18 protein-coding genes are annotated in these 22,192 nt (G+C 47.2%); 9 read left to right on the top strand and 9 right to left on the bottom strand.

All coding sequences use genetic code 11. From position 1 onward, the window contains the following. Positions 1 to 87 precede the first annotated feature (87 nt). The 3 genes from ACYVF1_RS23410 to hemC all read right to left on the bottom strand — a co-directional run bounded on the left by ACYVF1_RS23410 (position 88) and on the right by hemC (position 2,746). The gene (locus tag ACYVF1_RS23410) at positions 88 to 1,302 is read right to left on the bottom strand and encodes an ABC transporter permease (RefSeq protein ID WP_461083435.1); all 1,215 of its coding nucleotides are present in this window, start codon (positions 1,300 to 1,302) and stop codon (positions 88 to 90) included. Positions 1,303 to 1,391: 89 nt separating this feature from the next. Next, a complete protein-coding gene (locus tag ACYVF1_RS23405; protein WP_461083432.1) occupies positions 1,392 to 1,823 on the bottom strand; it encodes a GNAT family N-acetyltransferase in 432 nt (143 codons plus the stop codon). Beyond that, positions 1,820 to 2,746: a hydroxymethylbilane synthase gene (gene hemC / locus ACYVF1_RS23400; protein WP_461083431.1), complete on the bottom strand. Its 927-nt coding sequence runs from the start codon at positions 2,744 to 2,746 to the stop codon at positions 1,820 to 1,822. The genes ACYVF1_RS23405 and hemC overlap by 4 nt, the downstream gene beginning before the upstream one ends. Positions 2,747 to 3,026: 280 nt before the next feature. On the opposite strand from hemC, the gene ACYVF1_RS23395 reads away from it, so the two are divergent. From ACYVF1_RS23395 to ACYVF1_RS23385, 3 genes are all read left to right on the top strand, one after another. Then, complete coding sequence (locus ACYVF1_RS23395) at positions 3,027 to 3,434, top strand: Hsp20/alpha crystallin family protein (protein WP_461083429.1); 408 nt, start codon at positions 3,027 to 3,029, stop codon at positions 3,432 to 3,434. Between the two features lie 227 nt (positions 3,435 to 3,661). After that, positions 3,662 to 4,537 carry an extracellular catalytic domain type 1 short-chain-length polyhydroxyalkanoate depolymerase gene (locus ACYVF1_RS23390; RefSeq protein WP_461083427.1) on the top strand — a complete coding sequence of 292 codons (876 nt, stop codon included), beginning with the start codon at positions 3,662 to 3,664 and terminating at the stop codon, positions 4,535 to 4,537. Positions 4,538 to 4,570: 33 nt separating this feature from the next. After that, positions 4,571 to 4,954 (top strand): hypothetical protein, encoded by a 384-nt coding sequence (locus ACYVF1_RS23385; protein WP_461083425.1) that lies wholly within the window; start codon positions 4,571 to 4,573, stop codon positions 4,952 to 4,954. Between the two features lie 41 nt (positions 4,955 to 4,995). Here the strand turns inward: ACYVF1_RS23385 and ACYVF1_RS23380 are convergent, their stop codons facing one another. Continuing rightward, positions 4,996 to 6,522, bottom strand: coding sequence for an RtcB family protein (locus ACYVF1_RS23380; protein WP_461083423.1), 1,527 nt, complete (start codon positions 6,520 to 6,522; stop codon positions 4,996 to 4,998). Positions 6,523 to 6,628: 106 nt separating this feature from the next. Between ACYVF1_RS23380 and ACYVF1_RS23375 the strand changes: the two genes are divergently transcribed. After that, positions 6,629 to 7,663: a helix-turn-helix transcriptional regulator gene (locus tag ACYVF1_RS23375; protein ID WP_461083421.1), complete on the top strand. Its 1,035-nt coding sequence runs from the start codon at positions 6,629 to 6,631 to the stop codon at positions 7,661 to 7,663. A gap of 15 nt (positions 7,664 to 7,678) precedes the next feature. On the opposite strand, the gene ACYVF1_RS23370 is transcribed toward ACYVF1_RS23375, so the two are convergent. The 5 genes from ACYVF1_RS23370 to ACYVF1_RS23350 form a co-directional block, all read right to left on the bottom strand. Next, positions 7,679 to 8,512 carry an alpha/beta hydrolase gene (locus tag ACYVF1_RS23370; RefSeq protein ID WP_461083419.1) on the bottom strand — a complete coding sequence of 278 codons (834 nt, stop codon included), beginning with the start codon at positions 8,510 to 8,512 and terminating at the stop codon, positions 7,679 to 7,681. A gap of 232 nt (positions 8,513 to 8,744) precedes the next feature. Further along, entirely contained in the window at positions 8,745 to 10,229 is a 1,485-nt protein-coding gene (locus tag ACYVF1_RS23365; protein ID WP_461083417.1) for an arabinose isomerase, read from the bottom strand. A gap of 25 nt (positions 10,230 to 10,254) precedes the next feature. Continuing rightward, positions 10,255 to 11,568: a Gfo/Idh/MocA family protein gene (locus tag ACYVF1_RS23360; RefSeq protein ID WP_461083415.1), complete on the bottom strand. Its 1,314-nt coding sequence runs from the start codon at positions 11,566 to 11,568 to the stop codon at positions 10,255 to 10,257. 275 nt (positions 11,569 to 11,843) lie between these two features. Then, the gene (locus ACYVF1_RS23355) at positions 11,844 to 12,848 is read right to left on the bottom strand and encodes an MlaD family protein (RefSeq protein ID WP_461083413.1); all 1,005 of its coding nucleotides are present in this window, start codon (positions 12,846 to 12,848) and stop codon (positions 11,844 to 11,846) included. Between the two features lie 178 nt (positions 12,849 to 13,026). Beyond that, positions 13,027 to 13,869: an N-acetylmuramoyl-L-alanine amidase family protein gene (locus ACYVF1_RS23350; protein ID WP_461083411.1), complete on the bottom strand. Its 843-nt coding sequence runs from the start codon at positions 13,867 to 13,869 to the stop codon at positions 13,027 to 13,029. A gap of 208 nt (positions 13,870 to 14,077) precedes the next feature. Here ACYVF1_RS23350 and ACYVF1_RS23345 point away from each other — a divergent pair, with 208 nt between their 5' ends. From ACYVF1_RS23345 to ACYVF1_RS23325, 5 genes are all read left to right on the top strand, one after another. Then, a complete protein-coding gene (locus ACYVF1_RS23345) occupies positions 14,078 to 17,002 on the top strand; it encodes a putative LPS assembly protein LptD (RefSeq protein WP_461083578.1) in 2,925 nt (974 codons plus the stop codon). Between the two features lie 59 nt (positions 17,003 to 17,061). Continuing rightward, positions 17,062 to 17,310: a hypothetical protein gene (locus tag ACYVF1_RS23340; protein WP_461083409.1), complete on the top strand. Its 249-nt coding sequence runs from the start codon at positions 17,062 to 17,064 to the stop codon at positions 17,308 to 17,310. 152 nt (positions 17,311 to 17,462) lie between these two features. Then, on the top strand, positions 17,463 to 18,995 hold the full coding sequence (locus ACYVF1_RS23335; protein ID WP_461083407.1) for a capsule assembly Wzi family protein: 1,533 nt from the start codon (positions 17,463 to 17,465) through the stop codon (positions 18,993 to 18,995). A 180-nt stretch (positions 18,996 to 19,175) separates the two neighbouring features. Then, positions 19,176 to 20,555, top strand: coding sequence for a sugar transferase (locus ACYVF1_RS23330; protein ID WP_461083405.1), 1,380 nt, complete (start codon positions 19,176 to 19,178; stop codon positions 20,553 to 20,555). A 99-nt stretch (positions 20,556 to 20,654) separates the two neighbouring features. Then, complete coding sequence (locus ACYVF1_RS23325; protein ID WP_461083403.1) at positions 20,655 to 22,103, top strand: capsule assembly Wzi family protein; 1,449 nt, start codon at positions 20,655 to 20,657, stop codon at positions 22,101 to 22,103. Positions 22,104 to 22,192 lie beyond the last annotated feature (89 nt).

Genomic DNA, 22,192 nt, shown 5'->3' with positions numbered 1-22,192 from the left:
ATTTTTTATTTGCCCGCATGATTATAATCCAATCTATTTTATGGAAGAACAAAAATATATCATACCTAAAACTTCTTACATCCCCAATTACTCTTCCGCCAGCGTTCGCGAGATGTTCATGCGGTACACGCCGAGCGCGGGTAAAGCTGCGGCCAGCAGGCCAACCAGAAGCGCAATACCCAGCAAGCCCCATTCTTCTGGAAGAATGCCAAACGCGGCCAGATTGTAATGATATTCGTCGGAAACGCTGGTTGAAAACAGCCATAAACCAACGCGGCTCAGGAGAATGCCCAGTACAAAACCAATGATGGCCAGCACCAGCCCTTCCAGCAGGAGCATACCAAACAATTGCAGGCGAGTCGCTCCCATCGACAGCATCAGCGCCATTTCGTACTTCCGCTCTTTCAGCGAATTATACAGTGATACAAACACACTGATGCCCGAAATCAGCATGATCACAATCGCTAACCCACGTAGCGTTTCGACGCCTACGCCCAATAACGAAAACAGACGGTTAACTTCAATATTTGGGAGAGCCGCCTGAAGTTTAGAGTTGTTGTTAATACCGCGCGCCAGCATCATACCCAGCGGATTCCGAAATTTGATGAGCATACTCGTGATTTCGCGTGGCCCCTCATCTTCATGATCTTCCTCTTCATGGGCTTCACCTTCCTCGTGATGTTCGCCGTGTTCATGAACCGCCCAAACGCTCGATACTGGTGTCAGAATGAGCTGGTCGGTAACGGTATTCGTCGGATTCAGCAGTCCGACGACTTTATATTTTGTATTGCCGTGTTCCTCACCCGCGCCATCGAGTCCATGCGAACTGGCGAACGTATCGCCCAGTTTCAGTCCCGTAATAGCTGCTACGCGTGGACCAACCACCACTTCCAGACTTTTCTCAAAGAGTTTCCCCTGCCCGACCGTTGCCCCAAAATGATCGAGGTATTGCTTACTGGTTCCTACAATCCGAAACGACCGGTAATTATCGCCCATCGCCATCGGGATGGCGGTTTTGATCATCGGGTTACGGGTCAAACGTTCGGCTTCGTCGAGGGGGATATTACCCGTTGGGGAATCAATCTGATAAATACTCGACAGGATCAGTTGAAGTGGACTGCCTTTAGCTCCCAGCACCATGTCGATGCCTTTAATATTTCGCCGAAACTGATCGTCCAACTGCTTATTTAGCAGCAGCAGTAACGAAATAATGGTAATACCAAACGTCATCAGCAAGCCACTTAAAAAACTGCTTAAGGGCTTATCTTTCAGATTGCTCCAACTGATTCGAAACAGATTCATCGTGTAGAGAGTGTTAGTAATGTATGATGTAGAATGTATGATATATGCTGACTGGTGAATATATCATACATTCTACATCATACTTCAATCTATAAGTCCAGTTTAAAATGGTGACTGACAATATTGAATCGTTTGTTCAGATAAAGCCGGTGGGCATCATACCGGGCCGGATTTTGCCCAGAATCGAGCGAAACACACTGGCAACCAGCTTTTCGGGCTTCGTCGATGACAAAATCGAGTAGAGCGCTAGCGTACCCGTTCCCACGACCTTCGGGCAAGGTTGACAAATCATCAATATACAGCGTTTTGCCACTATACAGAAGATTCATGTAACGATACCCTACCACGGCTGGCGCGTCGGCGGCATCATTGTCAATAAACGCCAGCACGAAACCATCGCTGGCTTGTTGTAATTTGATACGTTCAAAAGCCTCTTCTGGCGTCAGATGCGAACGTAGCGCCAGCATGGCGGGTATGCACCGCCGAATATCAGCATCAGACTGGGTAATTTTAGCGATCATAGTTGTGCACGAATTTCCTGTAAAATAGCGTCGCCCCCCAATTCCAGAATACTACTCGCCAGCGTACGACCAAGGTGGGTTGCTTCTGCCGACGTACCAGTTAGGGTCTCCTGAATGAGTTGACTCCCATCCAAACTCACCAGACCGCCCGTCAGACTGATGCTACGTTCGTCGGACCAATGGGCTAGTGCGAAAGAAGGAATGCTACAACCGCCTTCGAGCCGGGCCAGAAATGCCCGTTCGGCCCGCAGACAGGCTGCCGTTGGTTCGTGATTGATGAACTGTATAATCGTTTGACGTAGTGATTTATCCAGCGACGTAGCCGCTTCAATTGCCACGCTGCCCTGACCGACAGCAGGAATAAATTGATCGATGGGCAAATGCTCCACAATTAAATCGTCGTATTCCATGCGGTGGACCCCGGCGTAGGCCAGCAACAAGGCGTCGCACTGTCCTTCGTCAAGTTTGCGGATGCGTGTTTGCAGGTTCCCGCGCATATCGACTGTGGTAACATGCGGGCAATAGTGACGTAGCATGGCTACCCGGCGCGTTGACGACGTACCGATTCTAAATGATTGCCCGCTGGTTAATGACAAATTTTTAGTTCGGCTGACCAATACGTCGTTGGCCTGTTCGCGTTCGGTAAAAGCTATGATTTCGAGACCTGCAGGAAGCGTCGATGGCAAATCTTTGGCGCTATGAACGGCAATATCAATACGTCCCTCGTGAAGCTGGTCTTCCAGTTCCTGCGTAAAAACGCCTTTACTGCCAATTTTCGACAACGAACGATCGAGTACTACGTCGCCTTTGGTTTCAATAAATATTAACTCCGACGATACGTTGCCCCGTCGTAACAATTCCTGAATGTATTCAGCCTGCCAAACGGCCAGTCGACTGCTCCGTGTTCCAATTCGAATGTGCATGGTATTACAAAGATACAGCAGGAAAACCAGCTTTACGTGTGTAATTGTACAGATAGCAGTGTAGAAAGACAACCACATTCAGCCCCAAAAAAGCAACAGTCTGATTTTTTTATGCGTATACGTCAAAAATGCCGAAATCTTGCTTAACAGTGTCAAAACGGCATTATAAGCCGTTTTCTTACAGCTTTTTTCCTGACAGGCTGGCGTAAAAGTGCGGAATAAACCTTTAGGCACGAGGTTTGTCTAAAGATTAGTAGTTGAACAGTAAACAACCTCCACTATGAAAGCGATAGAAAATGTGTTTCAGGGAACAGGCGGTCAGATTGATCTGCTAAACACGCTCTACGGTGGTTCGAGTCAAACAACCATGAACGTAGAACGTGATGGGGATCGCCTGATTATTACCCTGGTGGCCCCCGGCGTTAAGGCGAGTTCCTTCAACGTATTGGTAGAAGGCAATAAGCTTATTGTATATACGCTGCTGGTCAGCACATTAGAACAGCAGGAGGATGGGCAAGCCCAACGTTTAGCTGTGCCAATGTTCCTGAGAGTACTAGATATTCCGTCTTTTGTGGATGTTGACCAGATTGAAGCTATTCACGAACATGGTAAAGTGCGCGTTACGTTGCCCTTCAAAGATGAAGAGCAGATGCACCGCCGAATCGATATAAAAAATCTTTTTGAGTAGAGTACCTCATTTCCCTTCCGGGGCTTCACTTGCCCTGTTGCCTATAGATGATTACTAAGTCGCTTTCACGGAAGCGACTTTTTTATTTTTATAGCTTTTAAACCATTTACTCTCCTGTTGTTCAATGCTTAAGATAATGTTATCACTACAATCTCCACTTTCTTTGCATGCCTAACTTACTACGTTCACTAGCTATTATATTTCTTTTTTGCCTTACGTTTAAAACATTGACGAAAGCTAATTCTGCTGAAACAGACATCCGTGATACGTTGCTTCACGATGGTATGCTACGTATCTATTGGGTCCATCTACCCGCTGGGTACGCGCAGAAAACAACAAGGCTGCCGTTAGTTATTGCGCTGCATGGGGGCGGGGGCAGCGGACAACAGTTTGCGATCCAATCAAAATGGAGCGATAAGGCTGATAGAGAGGGATTTATTGTGGTTTATCCGGATGGTGTTCAGAATCCGGGCGTGCTACGTCTCCGAACCTGGAACGCGGGCGCTTGCTGTGGACAGGTGGCTTCTACACAACGTATCGACGACGTAGGATTTATTAGCAAACTAATTGATAAACTGAGCACTACGTATCAAATCGACTCGAAAAAAGTGTTTGCCACAGGGCACTCGAATGGTGGAATGCTGTGCTACCGATTAGCGTGTGAGCTTTCAGAAAAAATAACAGCCATTGCCGCCAATGCCGGGACAATGCAACTTCAGAAACCCTGTAAACCAACGCGTTTAATGCCAGTTTTGCACATCCACTCGCAACAGGATAAGAACGTACCAGCCGCCGGTGGCGTAGGCACAAGAAGCATCAACAAACAACGGAATCCGTCGGCTGACAGTACGCTGACCGTTTTCGCGCAATTGGCTGGCTGCACTTCTCTAAAACCAGTAGCAAAATCGTCGGATAAATACACGTTTTATGAGTGGACAGGCTGCCAGAACGACGTAGCGATTCAGTATTATTTGACGTCTGATGGTGGTCACTCGTGGCCGGGCGGTAACAAAAGCGTTCGTATGCTTGGTGATCCACCTTCCGAAGCGTTTGCGAACAATGATATTATTTGGGATTTTTTCAAAAAATACGCACTTCACTAACGCCGTAATTCCCAACAAAAACCCACCAAATCAATGAAAACCAACGTATCAACGCTCATTCTTTGCATTTCTCTGTTTTTTATTGCTACAATTTCTTCAGCGCAGCAACGTCAGGTTGGCACACCCGAAGAACGGGCAAATTGGCAGACGATTCGGATGAAAGAAGCGCTCAACCTATCACCTGATCAGGAGAAAAGCGTGTCGGAAATCAACCTGAAATACGCTCAGCAAGCGCAGCCCTTACTGGAAAATGGCGGGCGAAATTTGAAAACGCTACGCGAAGCCCGGTCAATTATGAAAAACAAAAATAAAGATATGAAAGATGTACTGACCAGCGATCAATTCAAACAGTATCAGGCAATTCGGGAGGAAATGCGAAACACATTCCGGGAGCGCCGGCGACAAAATAATGCGTAAACAACGTAGCGAGAGTGAGCACTGACCCACTCTCGCTTTTATTAATCCTCACGACCTTCTTTCCGATTAGCGTCGGCCATGCGGACGATTTTAGGCGTGAACTTTGCCAGTACCGAAACCAGATCGCTTTGGGCACCAATCACGGTTTCGATGTTTTTATAGACCATCGGCGCTTCGTCCAGATCGCCACCAATCAACTGAATATCAGCTTCTAGCAGCGCTTTGTTCAACTGCGAACAAGTAATATTGTTGAACGCCTGCGTACGTGACATCTGCCGACCAGCGCCGTGTGATGCGGAATTAATCGAATCACTATTTCCCCGACCGCTTACGACAAAACCCGGTTGCGTCATCGACCCCGGAATGATGCCCAGTACATCGGGACCGGCGGGCGTAGCACCTTTTCGGTGAACAATTACCTCGCGTCCGTCGGCCAGTTTTTCTTTCCAGGCGAAATTGTGGTGATTTTCAACCATCACCAGCGGTTTGTGCCCAATGGATTTGGAGATTTTATTGTGAATTTCGTGGTGATTGGCCGACGCGTACTCACCCGCCAGATTCATAGCAATCCAATATTCCTGACCTTCTTCCGTATTCAAATCGAGCCACGCTAGATGGGCCGCCTGTTTCGGCAAACGGGTTTTCTGCATCGCCAGTTTTGAATAATAATTTGCTACGTTGCCCCCAAATCCGCGCGAACCGGAGTGCGATAATAACGCCAGATATTCGCCCGGCGGCAGGTTCAGTTGAGTATTTTGTTCGTATACGTCCACAATACCCCATTCTACAAAATGGTTGCCAGTACCGGAGCTTCCCAACTGCCGATACGCTTTGTCTTTAAGATTGCGAATTACTTTGGTAGCCTGCCATTCGGGCAGATCCATTACGCTTTCATTAAACTTTTCGCGGGTTTCTCCGCCAATACCAAACTTGGTTTGTTCCACCAGCGATTTTTTCAGCAGATGCGGCTCGCGTTTCATATACCCAGGCGGCAAATCGAACACCGACAGGCACATCCGGCAGGCAATATCGACGCCAACCGCAAACGGAATTACCGTATTCGAGTCCGTAGCCAGCACACCTCCAATAGGCAGACCATAACCCTGATGGGCATCAGGCATCAGGGCACCTGCTACCGAAATCGGTAAGCTAGCCGCCGTTTCCATCTGTTTCAGAGCGCCTTCTTCGATATACTCCCGCCCGAAAATCGCGTAAGGCAACGTTTCTGGCCGTAGTTCGAACATCTGCTCAGACTGTTTTCCATCTGTATCCAATACGTAGGGAGCCGGTTCAGCTGGCAGAAATGTTTTGCCCGTTTCGCTTAATGGTACGGCAATTCCCTGCTTGTTAAGGTCATAAATGGCGCGGGCCAGGTTCGTGACTTTATTTCGGGAGTAAGCCCATTTTTTCGGATTCCAGAGCATCTGCGCCAGCAATCCCATGATTTTTTCTTTCGAGTAATCAGCATGTTGAATCAGACCATTAGCTACGCGCAGGAATGGAGCATGCAAGTGGTCGGGAATCGGAGCAAGCTGTAATAAATCTTCGGTCGAAATAAGGGTTTCCATGTGGATTTTAGTTTGTATGACACAAAGGTTATAACGTACTACGCGATGTTTTTGCGCAGTTCAGAAAATTTCTCGAATTTTCTGAAAAACTATAATCTACACCCTGATGCCAGTTAATCGAAACGCGCTGATACGTTATAAAACACTGGATGCGTGCCTGCGAAATCGGCATCGCAAATGGACACTCGATGATCTGATTGAGAAAGTTTCGGATGCGCTTTATGAATATGAAGGCATCGTGAAAGGCATCAGTCGACGGACCGTTCAGGCCGATTTGCAGTTGATGCGAAGTGATAAGTTAGGCTATTTTGCGCCCATTGTTGTGGTTGACAAGAAGTACTATACGTACGAAGACCCAACCTACAGCATCACTAATATTCCGCTTTCGGACGGTGATTTATCGCGAATGAACGAGGCCGTTGAAGTACTGAAACAATTTAAAGGGTTCTCACATTTTACGGCGCTGAACGAAGTCGTGCAAAAGCTGGAAGATCACGTTTACTCAACAGCGCAAAAGTCTGTTTCGGTGATTGATTTTGAGAAAAATGAAAACCTGAAAGGACTTCACTTATTAGATGATTTGTATCAGGCGATTGTTCAGAAACAACCACTTGCCATTGAGTACCAGTCTTTTTCGGCCCGAAAACCGCAGACGCTCCCCTTCCATGTCTGGTGGCTCAAGGAGTTTAAAAATCGTTGGTTTGCGGTGGGCGTCTGCGACGGAAAAGAACAGATTTTGAACCTGGCGCTGGATCGAATGCTACGTATCACGCCCGCTACTGATCTCGACTACGTAGCGAGCCGAATCGATCCCGACACGTATTACCGGGATGTCATTGGCGTTTCGGTAAGTCCAAATATGCGGGCTACACCGGTAAAATTACTGGTAACGTATCAACACGCTCCCTACGTATTAACCAAGCCACTTCATCACTCGCAACAGGTAATTAAGCAAACGCCAGAAGGGGTCATCATCCAGCTCCAGGTACAACATAATTTTGAGCTTGAGCGTGAAATTTTAGGCTTCGGTAATGGAATGACTGTACTCTCTCCCGAACGTCTTCGTTCTGCCATCCGTGCCCGATTGCAGTCCAGCCTTTCCGCTTATGAAAACCACATAACGAAAGAAACTTCGGAATGAACTGATTACTGCGTTCTATTTTGTCGCGGCAGCCGCCCGGTCGAAATATTGGCGCATGAATAGGATTTGATACGTAATAGCTGTGCTCCAATACGCCCAGTTATGGCCGCCCGGTCGGGTGGTGTAGTCGTGGGCGATGTTACGTTCCAGCAGTTTTTCGTGCAGGTTGTTGTTGACCTTAAAAAAGAAATCTTCGGTACCGCAATCAACGAACAAAGCCAAAGCGCCGGGTGTGAGTAAGTGCAGCAGATTGATGACCGTATTTTTTTCCCAGTTTTCCGGAGATTGAGCATACGTACCGAGTCGTTTGGCCATATCCCAGTTATTCGGAAACGGGCGAATATCGACCCCTCCGCTCATACTTCCAGCGGCTCCAAATACGTCCTGATGACGAAACGCCAGATATAAGGCGCCATGACCACCCATACTCAACCCCGTAATAGCTCGCCCCTTTCGACCCTTGACGGTTTTGTAGTGACTATCAATCCAGGGCACCAGCTCATTTGCTACGTAGGTTTCGTACTTAAAAGAAGGGTCGACAGGACTGTCGAAATACCAGCTTCCGAAGTTTCCGTCCGCGCAGACAATGATAACCTGCTGTGTATCAGCCAGCCGCCCAACACCGGGGGCCTTTTTGGTCCAGTCGCTATAGTTGCCGCTGTATCCGTGCAGCAGGTAAACGACCGGAAATTCAGTACCGTTTGTATATGAATCGGGCGTAATGACGACGGCTTTAATTGTCTTCTTCATGGACGAACTATACGTATCAACTGTGTCGACTTTAGCCGCCTGAGCCAGATTCGCTACTAACAACAGAGCTGTATAAATCAGTGTATAAAAAATGCGCATTTCGTGGAATGAATTAATAAAGCTGTTTGATTTTCTGTCATGCTTCGTTCCTCAGCACGATAAAAAGGCTATCTATGTTGGCTGTAAAAAAGGCTAAAATGGCAGTTTTACTCATCGTTTTTGCTACGTTAATCGAAAATTTGATTGTATCTTTGTTACGCAGCCAACACTTATGGGATTACCTAAACGCCGGTTTAATTAAACCGGCGTTTGTGTTTTTAACGTAGCACGCTTAGCAAACCTGACTAACTTCTACGTTCAGCAAAGCCCCTAACTTCCTGATTTTAGCCGCGATATGTCCAACGCCAATAGCGCAGTGATGAGCTGGTCCGTGGCTGTTCCAGGCTTCCACAAACTGGCGCGCTCCAATAGAGAAACGGTATCGACTGTTGGTGTTCCCGATCTCCAGAATAGGGCCCGGCACCGATTCTGCCTCCGCCATCAGCAGTTGAATTTTTCCGTCAATCGTTTCAACAACCGACAGCAACGTAACAGGGCCGTGTTTCACCGACATTTCAACCGATAAACCATTGCCCACTTTACCATGATAGACATAGAGCGGGCGGACTTTCGTTTTCCCTTCGGCGATGGCAATATGACCCGGACCATCGTGGCCCATCAGTACTACGTCATCCCGAAAATCCATGGCGTAATATTCAGTAAATGAACCGCCTACGCCAAACGAATCCATAATTTTCATGGCCTGTACGTTCTTGACTTCGTACTCGCCCGCCACGGGAACACCTCTAGCCGTTAAAAGCGAATTTCCCAGAATGACCGAACTCATGGTGTCTTCATTCCAAGGGTTTCCCGAGCCTTTGTAATAGTAGGCCAGCGAGCCAAGCTGAAGTTCATTAACCAAGCGATCGAGGGCGACAGACGTGCGGGCAGCTCGTTCGAGTTCGGCGTGAGTACAGTCGGGCTGAACGTCGAAAAGATCCTGAAATTCGGCGATACGTTGCTGGACGTCGGCATCTGTTACGTCTTTACGTAGCGCAGAAAGCTGGTCGACCTCAATCATTTCGATATGCCCACCGAACGTAGCACTGTGCAGCGTGAGGTTCGAATAGATGTCGAGCATTCCGCCGTAATAATTACCCATTACACCCAATCGATTGTGCGACATAATGTTGGCAACGCGGGCAGCTTCGATCCACTCGTCAATTTCGGTCCAGGCAACCGGATCATCACGTAGCAGCCCCGTAACCTGGTAAAAAGGGATATTCGATCGTTTGAACACGCTGGCAATTTCCGGAACCGGGCAGGCTGAGCAAAAGGCCAACCATTCGCCGGTCATGCGCGTCCGGTCGCCAAGTTTGTTGAACCACTCGTAGTCGATAGCCGGTTCGGGGGCTAGGTTTAGGACAATCACCGGCACTTTGGCCCGACGAACGACAGGCAACACCGTCGACGAAAGGGCGTAGGTGGTAACGTAGAGAAAAATCAAATCGACATCGGCCTGCCGAAACTGATGCCCCGCGTGCATGGCCTTCTCCGGTGTATCGATCATCCCGATGTTAACAATATCAACACCAGGCCGCTCCATTTTCTGAGCTAGTTCACTTAGATAACCTTCCAGCCGTGTCTGTAAGCCGGCAAACTGCGCCCAATACGCTTCCAGACCAATGCCAAACAGGCCAACTTTTAGTGCATACGCACCAACGCTACGTTCGCTACGATTCAGGAGTTCGGATGGCGCTTTATCAGTAGACTGCATACTCATCGGCATGTTGATACGTCCATTACGATACTTTCGGTAATGTCCAGGGCGAGCGATAATGTGCTTTAGCCAACTGCTGTGCTGACGTGTCGCCCACAATCATATTTTTTTCGGCATCCCACACCAGTTTGTGACCAGTACGGTAGGCAATATTGCCCAAATGCGAATGCAATGCTACGTTTCGGCCAACCTCCGCCGAACAATTGGGTTGTTTCCGGGAGCGAATGCAGTCGAGAAAATTACGAGTATGGGCATCTAAATCATTGGCAGTTGCTTTCTGGATAGGCATGGCAGGACTCAGGTAACGCCCCTGCTCTACTTCGGGCAGTACTTCCCATTTTCCCCGGTCAATAACAACGGTCCCCAGATTGCCAATGAAAGCAACGCCATGATCACGGTCGTAAGGGCCACGTATCGTACCCAACGATTGCTCCCAGAGCACGGAAAATTTGCCGTAGTCATAGACTACCTGCACAGTATCGGGCGTATCGCCGTCATGGTTGGGGAAGCCGTATTTACCACCCGTTGCCACCACCGAGCGAGGAGCCGCTACGTTCATTCCCCACAGGGCAATATCAATCATGTGCGCACCCCAGTCGGTCATGAGCCCACCGGCATAATCCCAGTAGTAACGAAAACTTCCGTGAAAACGATTTGGGTTGAAAGGGCGGCCTGGTGCCGGACCCAGCCAAATATCGTAATCGACACCGGTCGGAGCGGGGGCATCGGGCTTGGGCGGAAATTCTTTGCCATACCCCATAAACGCCCAGGTTTTCACGGTACGTACAGGACCAATTTTCCCAGACTGAACGTAGTCTAAAGCGTCTTTCCAGTGCGCGCCACTACGTTGCCACTGCCCCACCTGTACGATTCGATTGTAACGTTTGGCCGCGGCCACCATCAAGTCGCATTCTTCAATAGAGTTGGCGAGGGGCTTTTCTACATAAACATCTTTCCCCGCCTGACACGCATATACCGCTGGCAGGCAATGCCAGTGATCGGGCGTACCTACAATCACAGCGTCGATGGATTTATCGTCAATGAGTTTCCGAAAATCACTGTAGAGGGTAGCCTTTTTGCCCGTCTTTTTTTCTAATTCAGCCGCTCGTTTGTTCAGTACGTTGTTATCGACATCACACAGGGCGACACAAACGGCATCGGAATTTTTGAGCATTGACGTTAAGTCGGACCAACCCATATTATTGACCCCAATCAGGCCGATACGTATGGCATCGGCAGCTGGGGATTGCTGAGCCGTAACGGGCAACGTAGCAAGGCTCAGGCCAGCCGCCAGTTGTGTTGATTTCTGGAGAAAATCGCGTCGGGACGAGGGCATACAGGTCGAGGTTTAAGCGCGTTTATATCCAGCATGAATGTACCGAATGAACAGTCATTTCAAGCATTGGAAAGCAGCTTATACCAGAAGATTGTCAGTAATTAATCTTACTGACACAGCGCGATTTTATCGATTTCTAAATGAAGTAGATCTTAGCTATTCGCTGACTGCTACCTCAGTTTTACGGGCATACGTTTTCGCCAGCGAGAGTGTTATGCCAAACGTAGTGAAAACCTACTACGTTGTCATTAGTAACGTATCACCTGTACGCTACGTTATTTTTTAGTAGAATCAGCCTTCGCTGGAATAACTGTGGCTGTCGTTGTGGTTGTATTCGCAGGAGACTCCGTTTTGGCTTTGTCTTTTTTGCCAAAAAGCGAGAAGTGGACGTAGCGTTTGGGATTTTCACGCAGGTCGGTCAGGAGTTTTTCGAGGCTGGCCGTCGTTTTATTTACGTTGCTGTAGAGCGCTTCGTCGGAAGTCAGTTTACCCAGCGAACCTTTCCCCTGGTTAACGTCCAGTAGAATACGTTGCAGATTATCGACCGTCTTGTTAACTGTCAATAAAGTTTGTTTCAGTTGTAATCCCTGAAGCGAATCGGCGAACGTATCGGCTTTCGCGAGAATGGGCTTGAGCTGCTTTTCGGTTTCGACCAGGGATTTAGACAGGTTACTCACATTGGCCAGCGTAGCACGTAACCCGGCCCGATTTTCTTCGATGGTCAGATCGAGTGTTTTCACACCGGCGTTGGCGCTACGTAACGTTTGATTAAGCATAACGCCCGTCTGGTCGAACTGGGCCACTACCTTGTTCAATTGATACGTTAGCGAGTCAACATTATTCAGCACGGGCAGTGTTTTTTCGCGAATCAACGCCGATAAACCTGTCTCTTTCGCGGATACAAGCTGCCCACCATCTTCGAGTAGTGGTTTGCTGGAATTAATGCTAAGCTGAATCATTTTACCACCCAGCAACCCATCGTCAGATAGGAATGCTTTGGTACCCTGCGTGATACGTATACCTTGATTAATCTCTACGGTAACCCGCAGCTTATTACCTTGATCCTGAAGGATTTCAATAGCTTTTACCCGACCAACAGACAAGCCATTGATTTTGATTGGATTGGAAACCGTAAGGCCGTCGATGTTGTCGTATACAACCTGATATTTATTGGTTGTGTTGAAAAAGTCAGAGCCCTTAAGAAATCGAAAACCAAAGTAGAACATCGCCAGCGAGACAACAGCCAGCAAACCTACTTTTACTTCCTGTGAAATTTTCATGCGTGAGAAAACGTGAACAACTCAATGAGCTGCATCATTCCGTTGATTGACCATATAACCAACTTTAACCCTAGTTTGTCCCTTAGATTGGGGAAATAATTGATTAACGGTTGATAGTCAATGATTGACGGTCGTCGATCGAAAGTACTACGAACTGACCAACTATCAACTGGCGATTTTATTCTGCGGTTTCGATTTCTTCTTTATACCGGGCAAACGCTTTGTAAATAGCATCGGACATTTCTTCCTGGCCCTCTTCCGAACGAAGGTAATCCTCCTCTTCACGATTTGACATATAGCCCGTTTCAATCAGCACACTAGGCATCGTCGTTTTCCAGAGAACGATAAATCCTGCCTGTTTCACACCGTTGCTTTTCCGGTTGGCGTTCATGCGGAAGCTACGCTCAATTTTTTCGGCAAAATTGATGCTGCTTTCCATGAAAGCGTGCTGATAATTAGCCAGCATAATTGTAGCCAGGGGTGAATTGGGGTCGAAACCTTTGTAAGTTTGCTGGTAATTTTTTTCCTGAAGAATTACGGCATTTTCTCGCCGGGCAACATCCAGATTACTTTGTGTACGGTGCAAGCCCAGCGTGTACGTTTCGGTTCCATAAACCTTACTGCTTGACGGACTTGCATTGCAGTGAATCGAGATAAATAAATCAGCTTTATTACGATTGGCAATAGCACCGCGCTCATATAAATCGACAAAATGATCGGTCGTTCGTGTATAAATGACCCGAACATTTGGATATCGTGACTTAATTTTACGGCCAAGAAGCAGAATCAGTTCCAGGTTGACTGTTTTTTCCTTGGCATACCGGCCATGCGTACCTGGATCTTTACCACCATGTCCGGCATCAAGCACAACCGTACGTACCTGATTTGGAGCGGCCTGAGCCTGAGCGCCCTGTCGGGTAGTGTCCTGTGGCGGTGCCTGAAGCAGCGCGTCGGGAGTTGTCAGGGCCAGGAGGGGTAACACCAGAATAGCCAATGTTGTCACTATTCCGTGAGTTGACATCTTTATGGGTTTAATAATTTTTAACAGCCAAAAACGTTTCAAAGCGACAGCAGGATAAACGTTCGTGAATAACTTTGTAAGCTTTAGACTTGACAGTCTTTAGGCAAATATAATTTTTTTAATAAACCTTAAAAAAGGATACTTTATTTTGCGGCCCTTGCAGATTCAACTTATTACCGCAATACGGGCCATTCAGGGGCTTGTCGGAATGCTGTTGGCATTCAGCACATTAGCCCAGAACCCTACCCTACCCCGGTTACCAGCAAAGGGCGGCATTCCGCCAACTACGGTGCCATCCCAGCGCGTTGCAGACCCCTCCAAACCAGGTATTGTTTCTCCTAACACAGTACGTCCGGAGAGCCGAACCACAACGGGTTCCGATTCGCTACGTCTTGCGGTGCGTGATACGGTTCAAGCTGACTCAGCGGATTCGTTTAAAACGACTGTCAAATATCAGGCCAAAGATTCAACTATTTATGCCGCTGATGGTCAGACAGTTGAGTTATTTGGTGATGCCAGTGTAATCTACGGTGATATTTCATTGAAGGCAGATTACATCCGGCTCAATTATCTGACGAACGAAGTATACGCGAAAGGTCGCTATGATTCGACAGCAAAAAAACTGATTGGGCGGCCCATTTTTAAAGACGGCGAAGGCCAGTACGACACGAAAGAAATCAGATACAATTTCAAATCAAAAAAAGGGCGAATTCAGGGCGTTATTACCCAGCAGGGCGAGGGAAATATCCGAGGGCAAACCGTTAAGAAAGATGCCGAAGATAATTTATACATCGGTAAGGCAATTTATACAACTTGTAATCTGGCGGTCCCGCATTTTCACATTAATGCCAGCAAACTAAAAGTTATTCACAACAAACAGGTTGTGGCTGGGCCATTTAATCTGGTCATCAATCAGATTCCTCTGCCAATTGGGCTTCCTTTTGGTTTTTTCCCGTTTCCGAAACGGAAAGAAATCGGCGTGTCGGGAATTCTAATGCCGCAATACGGCGAGGAGCCGAACGGCAGGGGTTTCTATCTGCGCGATGGCGGTTATTACTGGGCCGTCAGCGAAAACCTAGGATTGCAGTTCAAAGGACAAATTTATTCGCGAGGCAGCTGGGGGTTGGGCTTATCAGCAGCCTACAACAAACGGTATCGGTACAGTGGTGGGGTCAATTTTCAATTTAACCGTAACCGCTCCGGCGACCGCGTCGATACTACCCAATCTCCACGTAACGATTTTTCGTTTACCTGGTCGCACTCGCCTGTACCACGCGGACGGGGTAGTTTTTCGGCGAACGTCAACGTAAGCAGCAACAGTTATAATCAGTTCAACTCGTTTTCGACCCAGTCCTACATTTCTAACGTAGCGGGTTCGTCAATTCAGTATAGCCGCTCCTTTGGGCAATACGTTCGGGCGGGGGCTAACCTTCGTGTTAATCAGCAGTTTGGCCAGATAAATCAACAAACAGGCGTGCGTGAAAACGGAAAAACCGACGTATCGTCTGACTTCAACATTGGTATCAACCAGATTTCGCCTTTCGCGCTCAGAGGGGGCAGCGGTCGCTGGTTTGAAAGCTTTCGCGTGGGTCTCGATATCAGTGGTTCTATTGGTATTAGTAACACAATCCGTCGGCAGGTCGATACCACGGGCTTAGGCTTTCCAGTCAGCACAAACTTAAAGACAGTCAGTACGTTGGAACGTATTCTGGATAGTACCCGGAGGGCCAACAACCTGCGTTTCGGGATTGTAGAGCAAGACCCCAACCTGATTGCCTTTAGCGTAGCAAATGCGGCACGTATCTGGGAAAATCGTCAAATAACGGCCCGTTACAGCATTCCTATTTCGCTGCCGAATATAAAGCTGCTACGTTACATCAACGTAACGCCGGGCTTCTCACTACAGGGCGATATTTATTCTAAAAAGCTGAGTTATACTTATATACCGGCACTACAATCGGTACGTATCGATACGGCTCGTGGATTCTTCCCATCGTATAATTTCTCGGTCAATGCCAGCATGAACACCCGATTTTACGGTACGTTCTTTATCCGGGGGAAGCGTATTGAAGCGATTCGACATACCGTAGCGCCTTCGATTTCATTTAGCTACATCCCTGATTTCACGAATCCGGCTTATGGCCAGTTTCAGGTATTGCCAGCCGAGGGGCCGCTCGCTAATTTGCCGCTTTACCGCCGAACGCTGTCGGTATTTCGGGGGCTTGGCGGAAGTAGCGGCAGCGGAACCAGCACAGAGTCAGCTTATATTTCGTTCGGTATCGTGAACCAGCTCGAAATGAAGGTTCGTACACGTAGCGACTCGAGCGGGCAGGAATTTAAGAAGATTCCTATTTTCGACAACCTAAGCATCAACGGCAGCTATAACCTGCTGGCGCCCGATTACAATTTATCACCCATTGCTGTAAGCGCCAATACGCAGATTTTCAAGAATATCAGCTTCAACCTATCGTCCACTTTCGACCCATATGCATACCGGGCATACGGTGGAACACCTTTTTATGCGCTCCCAACGGCATTAAGTTATTCGCCTACAGTACAAGAAGTTCTGGGTTACGAGAATCCCCAATACATCCGGGTGCCGAAGTTGTATGCTCTTCAGGCCGGACAGGGTTTGCTACGTTTAACTAATATGCAGGCGTATATGAGCGCCCGGTTTGCGCCCAAGCAGGCTGATAAGCCCAAAACAAGCCCGAACGCATCGGAGGCTACCATGAAAGCCATCAACAACAACCCAGAACTTTACGTTGATTTTAACGTCCCCTGGTCGATGAACGTCAGCTATACGTTCGGGTGGACCCAACTGACCCCTGAAAAATCGCAGGTAATTCAGGCGTTAACGTTGACCGGAGACCTAAGCTTGACACCAAAGTGGAAAATAACCATCAACACGGGTTACGATTTTAACTTTAAAAGTCCCACACTCACCACCATCGGTATCAATCGGGACCTGCACTGCTGGGAAATGGCCTTCAACTGGACTCCTTATTCGGGCAATAACTTACGTTCGGGTAATTATTCCTTTGATTTACGGGCCCGCTCCTCAATTCTTCAGGAGCTTAAACTGAGCCGTCGCCGGAGTTTCTACGACAGTGGTGGATTTTATGGCCGTTAACCAGCCCAGCAAAAAAAATAGTATCTTGCCGCGGCAATTCATCCGATAAACCGATCAACATGACTGACCGCGATAAGCAGCGCCTTGATGAGCTGGAGCTTAAAACAGCGTATATATTGGCTCGACAGGATGAACAGGATGCCAAATTGAATCAGATTATTGCCCGGCTGGCCTATGTTGAAGCCCGGCAGTATCGGCTCATGAAAGAAATGGGTATTGCCCCTCAGAATGTGGATACCTATCAGACGGCTCAGGACGATGCGAAGGCCCTAAACGCGATGGCTGCTATGGCCCACAGGCTAAATTAAAGCAGTGCGTTTATACGTTTCTATTTCCTTGTTCTCGTTTATCAGTCTAGTGTCAATATTAATCTTTGAGCAAACTGGAGTTACTTTATACATACCAGGTTTAATTAGGTAAGTAGTAAAAGTGTTGCCAGTCGCTCCGAACCAGCCGGTGCATGCGTATCAACCTTTCAGGATGGATCTGTATTTTCCTTTCTTGTCATTTTTACGGAAGTCTTGCCCAGACTATTCGCCAGCCGACTCAATATTCCATTGAAGCGGGTACGTATCTTTCCTCATCTACTGATACGCCTTTCTGGCTCCGATCAAATCAATACGGTATTGTCCCCAATGAATCCCCTGTTGCTACGTTCCGGGCGGGTATCTACAGCGATTACGATTCCAGTCGTCATAGTACGGGGCGTTGGAAAGACTCTATGTTTGATGTTAGCTACGGCATCAACGTAGTGGCGAATACTACGTCCAATCTGTTACCTTATGAGAAAAACGTACTGCTGCCAGAAGCTTACGTAAAAGTACGTCGGGGTATTTTTGAGGCTTACATTGGCCGGGTGCGTGAGAAATTTGGGTTGGCCGACTCAACATTGTCAACGGGTTCCTATGCCTGGTCGGGCAATGCCATGCCTATCCCTAAAATTCAGATTTCCATTCCGGTTTTCACCCCAATTGGTTTTACCAAAGGGTGGGTTGCTGTTCAGGGTACGTTTGCGCACGGCTATATGGATGCGGTGGGGTACATACGGAACACAATGCTCCATCAGAAGTCGCTGTATTTACGCATCGGTAGGCCAACGGATGTAGTACGTGTCTTTGGAGGTATAAATCATCAGGCTGTTTGGGGTGGGCAGGCCAGCGATCCTACTGGTATTCCGGGCACCATTCCGGTGGGCGGTAAATTACCCACGGGTCTGATTAATTATTTTTATGTAGTTTCTACGTTGAATTCAGGCCGGACAGACCCAAACCAATACACGTATTTTGACCTGACAAATCGGGTTGGCAATCATCTGGGGTCCGTCGATGCTGCTATCGAAATCGACCTGGTTCGGCATATGCTGTACATCTATCGGCAAAATATTTATGAGGACGGATCCTTATTTTATTTAATCAATATTGCTGACGGCTTAAATGGCATTCGATTGCGCCGGAACGACCCAAAAGCCATCTTCCGCGATATTTTGTTTGAGGTACTCAATACGACCAGTCAGGGCGGACCAGAATTTATTATTGACGACCCCGACAAACGAGGTAAGGATGATTACTTTAATCACCAGCAGTACCGAGATGGGTGGTCGTATCGTAAACATACCATCGGTACACCGTTCATTCCGCCAGCCTTAGGCCCTCGTAATGAGTATCCTTATGGCATCTTTACAATTAACAACCGGGTTCTTGTTTTCCACCTCGGAATGGCTGGTGTGCTACCAATTGAGGGCAGTTTACTAAAAGGCCCAATATCTTGGCAAACGAAGCTGTCATTAAGCCAGAATTATGGTACGTATGATATCCCATACAAATCGATACGTACCCAGTTTTCAGGCTACGCTGGTGTCGTTATTCCCCTGTCGATACTGGGTGGCCTTGATCTGACCGCCAATATTGCAGCCGATGCCGGTAACTTATATAAAAGCGGTATTGGCACATTTCTTAGTATAAGAAAATCTTGGTTATCAGCACAATACAAATAAGCTATGAAATTTAAACTCGATATAATCCAATTTTTTTAGCAAGTTTTTATCGCTAATTTGCGGCCCTATTCTGTGACCGTTAGATAATATTAGTATCAACTCATCAACCCGTATACCCTATTTTAGCGTATACAATGCCGGAGAATGCTCTGAAGCATTGGATGAGTAAAACTGGAAGATATGAGGCATCGGTATTCTATATTATTTTTTCCGCTACATGTCTTTGTTGATTTCTTAAGCCTTAACGCGGCTTTCGTAGGGGCTTATTGGCTTAAATTTCAGACACTTGAAGCCGTCGGTTCACCTCCCTATGCATCGCTATGGATATTATTCAATGCGATCTGGCTTGCCGAAATTCTGATTTTAAAGCCCTATATTTTTCCCCGGCAATTATTTAAAATAGGCCATTTACTTCGAAAATTATTGATTTTGATGGCAATCCACGTCGCCATCATTTCAATCTACTGGGTAGCTGTTAAAGCCTATTACTACTCCCGGGAGCATCTGCTGATAACGTATGTTCTCTTCACGACAATTGGCTCACTGTTTCGAATCGGTGGTTTAATTTTTCTCAGAGAATACCGATCGCGTGGTTATAATAGCCGACGCTACGTTATTGTAGGGTACGGAAAGCTGGCTGAATCGATACACAGTTTTTATGAAGCCCATCCAGAAATGGGCTTTCGGTTCTATGGCTATTTTGATCAGAACAATCCTGAAAACAGTGATAAACTGACGGGAGGTTATGACGATTTATTAGCCTATGTGAGATCGGCGGGCATCGACTGCGTTTATTGCTGCATGCCCTACATTGATAATTCCCGCCTTAAATCTATTGTCGACAATGCGGAAGACGTTGACTATCAGGTAAAGCTTCTGGTTGATTTCAGAGGATTCCTGGCAAAAGGCGCTTCAATGGAGTATCACGATTTTCTGCCCGTGATGAATCTTTCATCGCAAATGCTGGCCGATTTTCGGGTTAATACGCTCAAACGTTCCTTTGATATTCTGTTTTCATTGCTTTCCTTGGGTTTAGGCTTGCCGCTCTTTGTCATTATGGCCTTAATAACCCGTTTAACGTCGAAAGGGCCAATCTTTTACGCTCAGGAACGTATCGGTCGTCACGGAAAGCCATTCAACATTTACAAGTTCCGTAGTATGTATGTCAATGCGGAACAATCAGGCCCTGTGCTATCGGGTGGCTTACTCGACAGTCGGATAACTCCATGGGGGCGGTTTATGCGCAAAACCCGACTCGATGAAATTCCGCAGTTTTATAACGTGCTGGTGGGCGACATGTCTGTTGTAGGTCCACGACCAGAACGACAATTTTTTATTGACCAGATTGTCGAAATTGCTCCAGAATACCGTTCCCTTCTTAAAGTAAAACCGGGTATTACGTCGATTGGGCAGATTAAATTTGGATATGCTGCCAGTATTGACGAAATGGTCCAGCGGTTACGTTATGACTTATTGTATCCAGAACGCCGGTCTTTTCTATTTGACATGTGGATTATAGCGCAAACGCTTCGAGTGATGGCTCAAGGGCGCGGTAAGTAATTCCACTTTAGTATGATCTTACTCAACAATTCATATAATAAGAGTAGTCTTCTTGTATTGTGCTGGCTAGCGTTGTATACTCCTGTTTTTGGACAGCGCTTGCATCAGTATTCAGCAACAGCAGGACCCTTATTATCAACGGGAAGAACTCCTTTTTGGCTACGGGCCAATCAATACGGAACTGTTCCGCTTCAGAACAGTTTCATGCGGCTGGATGCCGAACTAAAATCTGATTACATTGCAAGAGACAGCACCGGGTATCGCCCTAATTTAGACTGGGGGTATGGGGCCAATGTTGTCGTTAATGCAGGTAGTAATTCGCAGGTATTACTAACCGAAGCGTATGTAAAAGGACGTATTGGCGCCTTCGAACTTTACATTGGCCGACGCAAGGAGATTATTGGCCTGGTCGATACGTTGCTTACATCAGGCTCTTACATTTGGTCGGGAAATGCGTTGCCTTTCCCCAAAATCCAACTGGCTTTACCTACGTTTACGCCAATTCCTTTTACCAAAGGCGTGCTATCCGTCATGGGAACGTTCTCACACGGATGGTTTGAGAATCAAGGACGTTTAGTTCAGGGAACGTATTTACATCAGTCATCTTTTTACGGACGTATCGGTAAAGAATCGTGGGCTTTCAAGCTGTACGGAGGATTTAATCACCAGGTTATGTGGGGTGGTTACTCCGACTATCTGGATCCGGGGGTATCCAGAGATGGAAAGCTTCCTTCGTCCATAAAATATTACCCAGCCGTTATTTTGGGCACACGTAATCCATTCCCCGACGATCAGGCTATTCAAACCATTACGCATTTTGAAGAAAATCGTATCGGTAACCACCTTGGCTCCGTTGATTTTGCGGCTGAGCTTGATTTGAATTCGGTTAATATCTATGCGTACCGGCAATTTTTTTATGATGACGGTTCGCTCTTTTACGGAACAAATCTAGAAGATGGTCTAAACGGTATACGGATACGCCCTAAACACGAGAATGGCCTGAGAAGTGATTTTTATCTAAGTCAGATCACGTTTGAGTATATGTTTTCGGGCAGCCAGGGGGGCGATGAATTTGTTTTGGATGACCCACAGCGCCGTGGCAGGGACGACTATTTCAATAACAGTCAATACTTGGATGGCTGGACTTATTTTGGCCGTACGGTAGGCACGCCTTTTCTTACGCCCCAACCCGAAACGCGCCCAACACTACCCGCCCGCCCGGGTATAGCCAATAATAGAGTGAGCCTTTTTCACTTAGGTATGACGGCTGTTCTACTCGATAAAATCAATTTAACAACGAAGCTATCCATAAGCCGGAATGCAGGAACTTATGCGGTACCTTACCCTAGTCTACCTACTCAATTTTCTGGCTTACTAGCGGCTTCCATTCCGTTGAATATTCTGGGAGGCACCGAGCTTAAAGCCATGCTTGCATTCGATGCCGGTGATTTACTTCCTGCCAGTACCGGCATGTTTATTGCTCTTCGTAAATCTGGGGTGCTTTCAGGTAAAAAAACGGTCATTGTCTCGCCCCGAAGCCGGTTTTAATTTAGTCTTTACGTTCAGATCTTTAGCGAATTTTAACACGTTTTTGTGCTAAGTCACCGTTATGAATCTCGAGTAATGATTATTTTTGT

The sequence above is a fragment of the Spirosoma flavus genome (assembly GCF_054778555.1).
Note: the sequence above shows the minus strand (reverse complement) of the source record. Positions and strands in the feature narration are given on the sequence as shown.

Coding starts and splice junctions, on each gene's coding strand:
- ACYVF1_RS23360 (WP_461083415.1), bottom strand. CDS start 11,568: ATGCCCTCGTCCCGACGCGATTTTCTCCAGAAATCAACACAACTGGCG.
- ACYVF1_RS23410 (WP_461083435.1), bottom strand. CDS start 1,302: ATGAATCTGTTTCGAATCAGTTGGAGCAATCTGAAAGATAAGCCCTTA.
- ACYVF1_RS23335 (WP_461083407.1), top strand. CDS start 17,463: ATGCGTATCAACCTTTCAGGATGGATCTGTATTTTCCTTTCTTGTCAT.
- ACYVF1_RS23395 (WP_461083429.1), top strand. CDS start 3,027: ATGAAAGCGATAGAAAATGTGTTTCAGGGAACAGGCGGTCAGATTGAT.
- ACYVF1_RS23355 (WP_461083413.1), bottom strand. CDS start 12,848: ATGAAAATTTCACAGGAAGTAAAAGTAGGTTTGCTGGCTGTTGTCTCG.
- ACYVF1_RS23340 (WP_461083409.1), top strand. CDS start 17,062: ATGACTGACCGCGATAAGCAGCGCCTTGATGAGCTGGAGCTTAAAACA.
- ACYVF1_RS23375 (WP_461083421.1), top strand. CDS start 6,629: ATGCCAGTTAATCGAAACGCGCTGATACGTTATAAAACACTGGATGCG.
- ACYVF1_RS23385 (WP_461083425.1), top strand. CDS start 4,571: ATGAAAACCAACGTATCAACGCTCATTCTTTGCATTTCTCTGTTTTTT.
- ACYVF1_RS23365 (WP_461083417.1), bottom strand. CDS start 10,229: ATGCAGTCTACTGATAAAGCGCCATCCGAACTCCTGAATCGTAGCGAA.
- ACYVF1_RS23350 (WP_461083411.1), bottom strand. CDS start 13,869: ATGTCAACTCACGGAATAGTGACAACATTGGCTATTCTGGTGTTACCC.
- hemC (WP_461083431.1), bottom strand. CDS start 2,746: ATGCACATTCGAATTGGAACACGGAGCAGTCGACTGGCCGTTTGGCAG.
- ACYVF1_RS23370 (WP_461083419.1), bottom strand. CDS start 8,512: ATGCGCATTTTTTATACACTGATTTATACAGCTCTGTTGTTAGTAGCG.
- ACYVF1_RS23330 (WP_461083405.1), top strand. CDS start 19,176: ATGAGGCATCGGTATTCTATATTATTTTTTCCGCTACATGTCTTTGTT.
- ACYVF1_RS23405 (WP_461083432.1), bottom strand. CDS start 1,823: ATGATCGCTAAAATTACCCAGTCTGATGCTGATATTCGGCGGTGCATA.
- ACYVF1_RS23345 (WP_461083578.1), top strand. CDS start 14,078: ATGCTGTTGGCATTCAGCACATTAGCCCAGAACCCTACCCTACCCCGG.
- ACYVF1_RS23380 (WP_461083423.1), bottom strand. CDS start 6,522: ATGGAAACCCTTATTTCGACCGAAGATTTATTACAGCTTGCTCCGATT.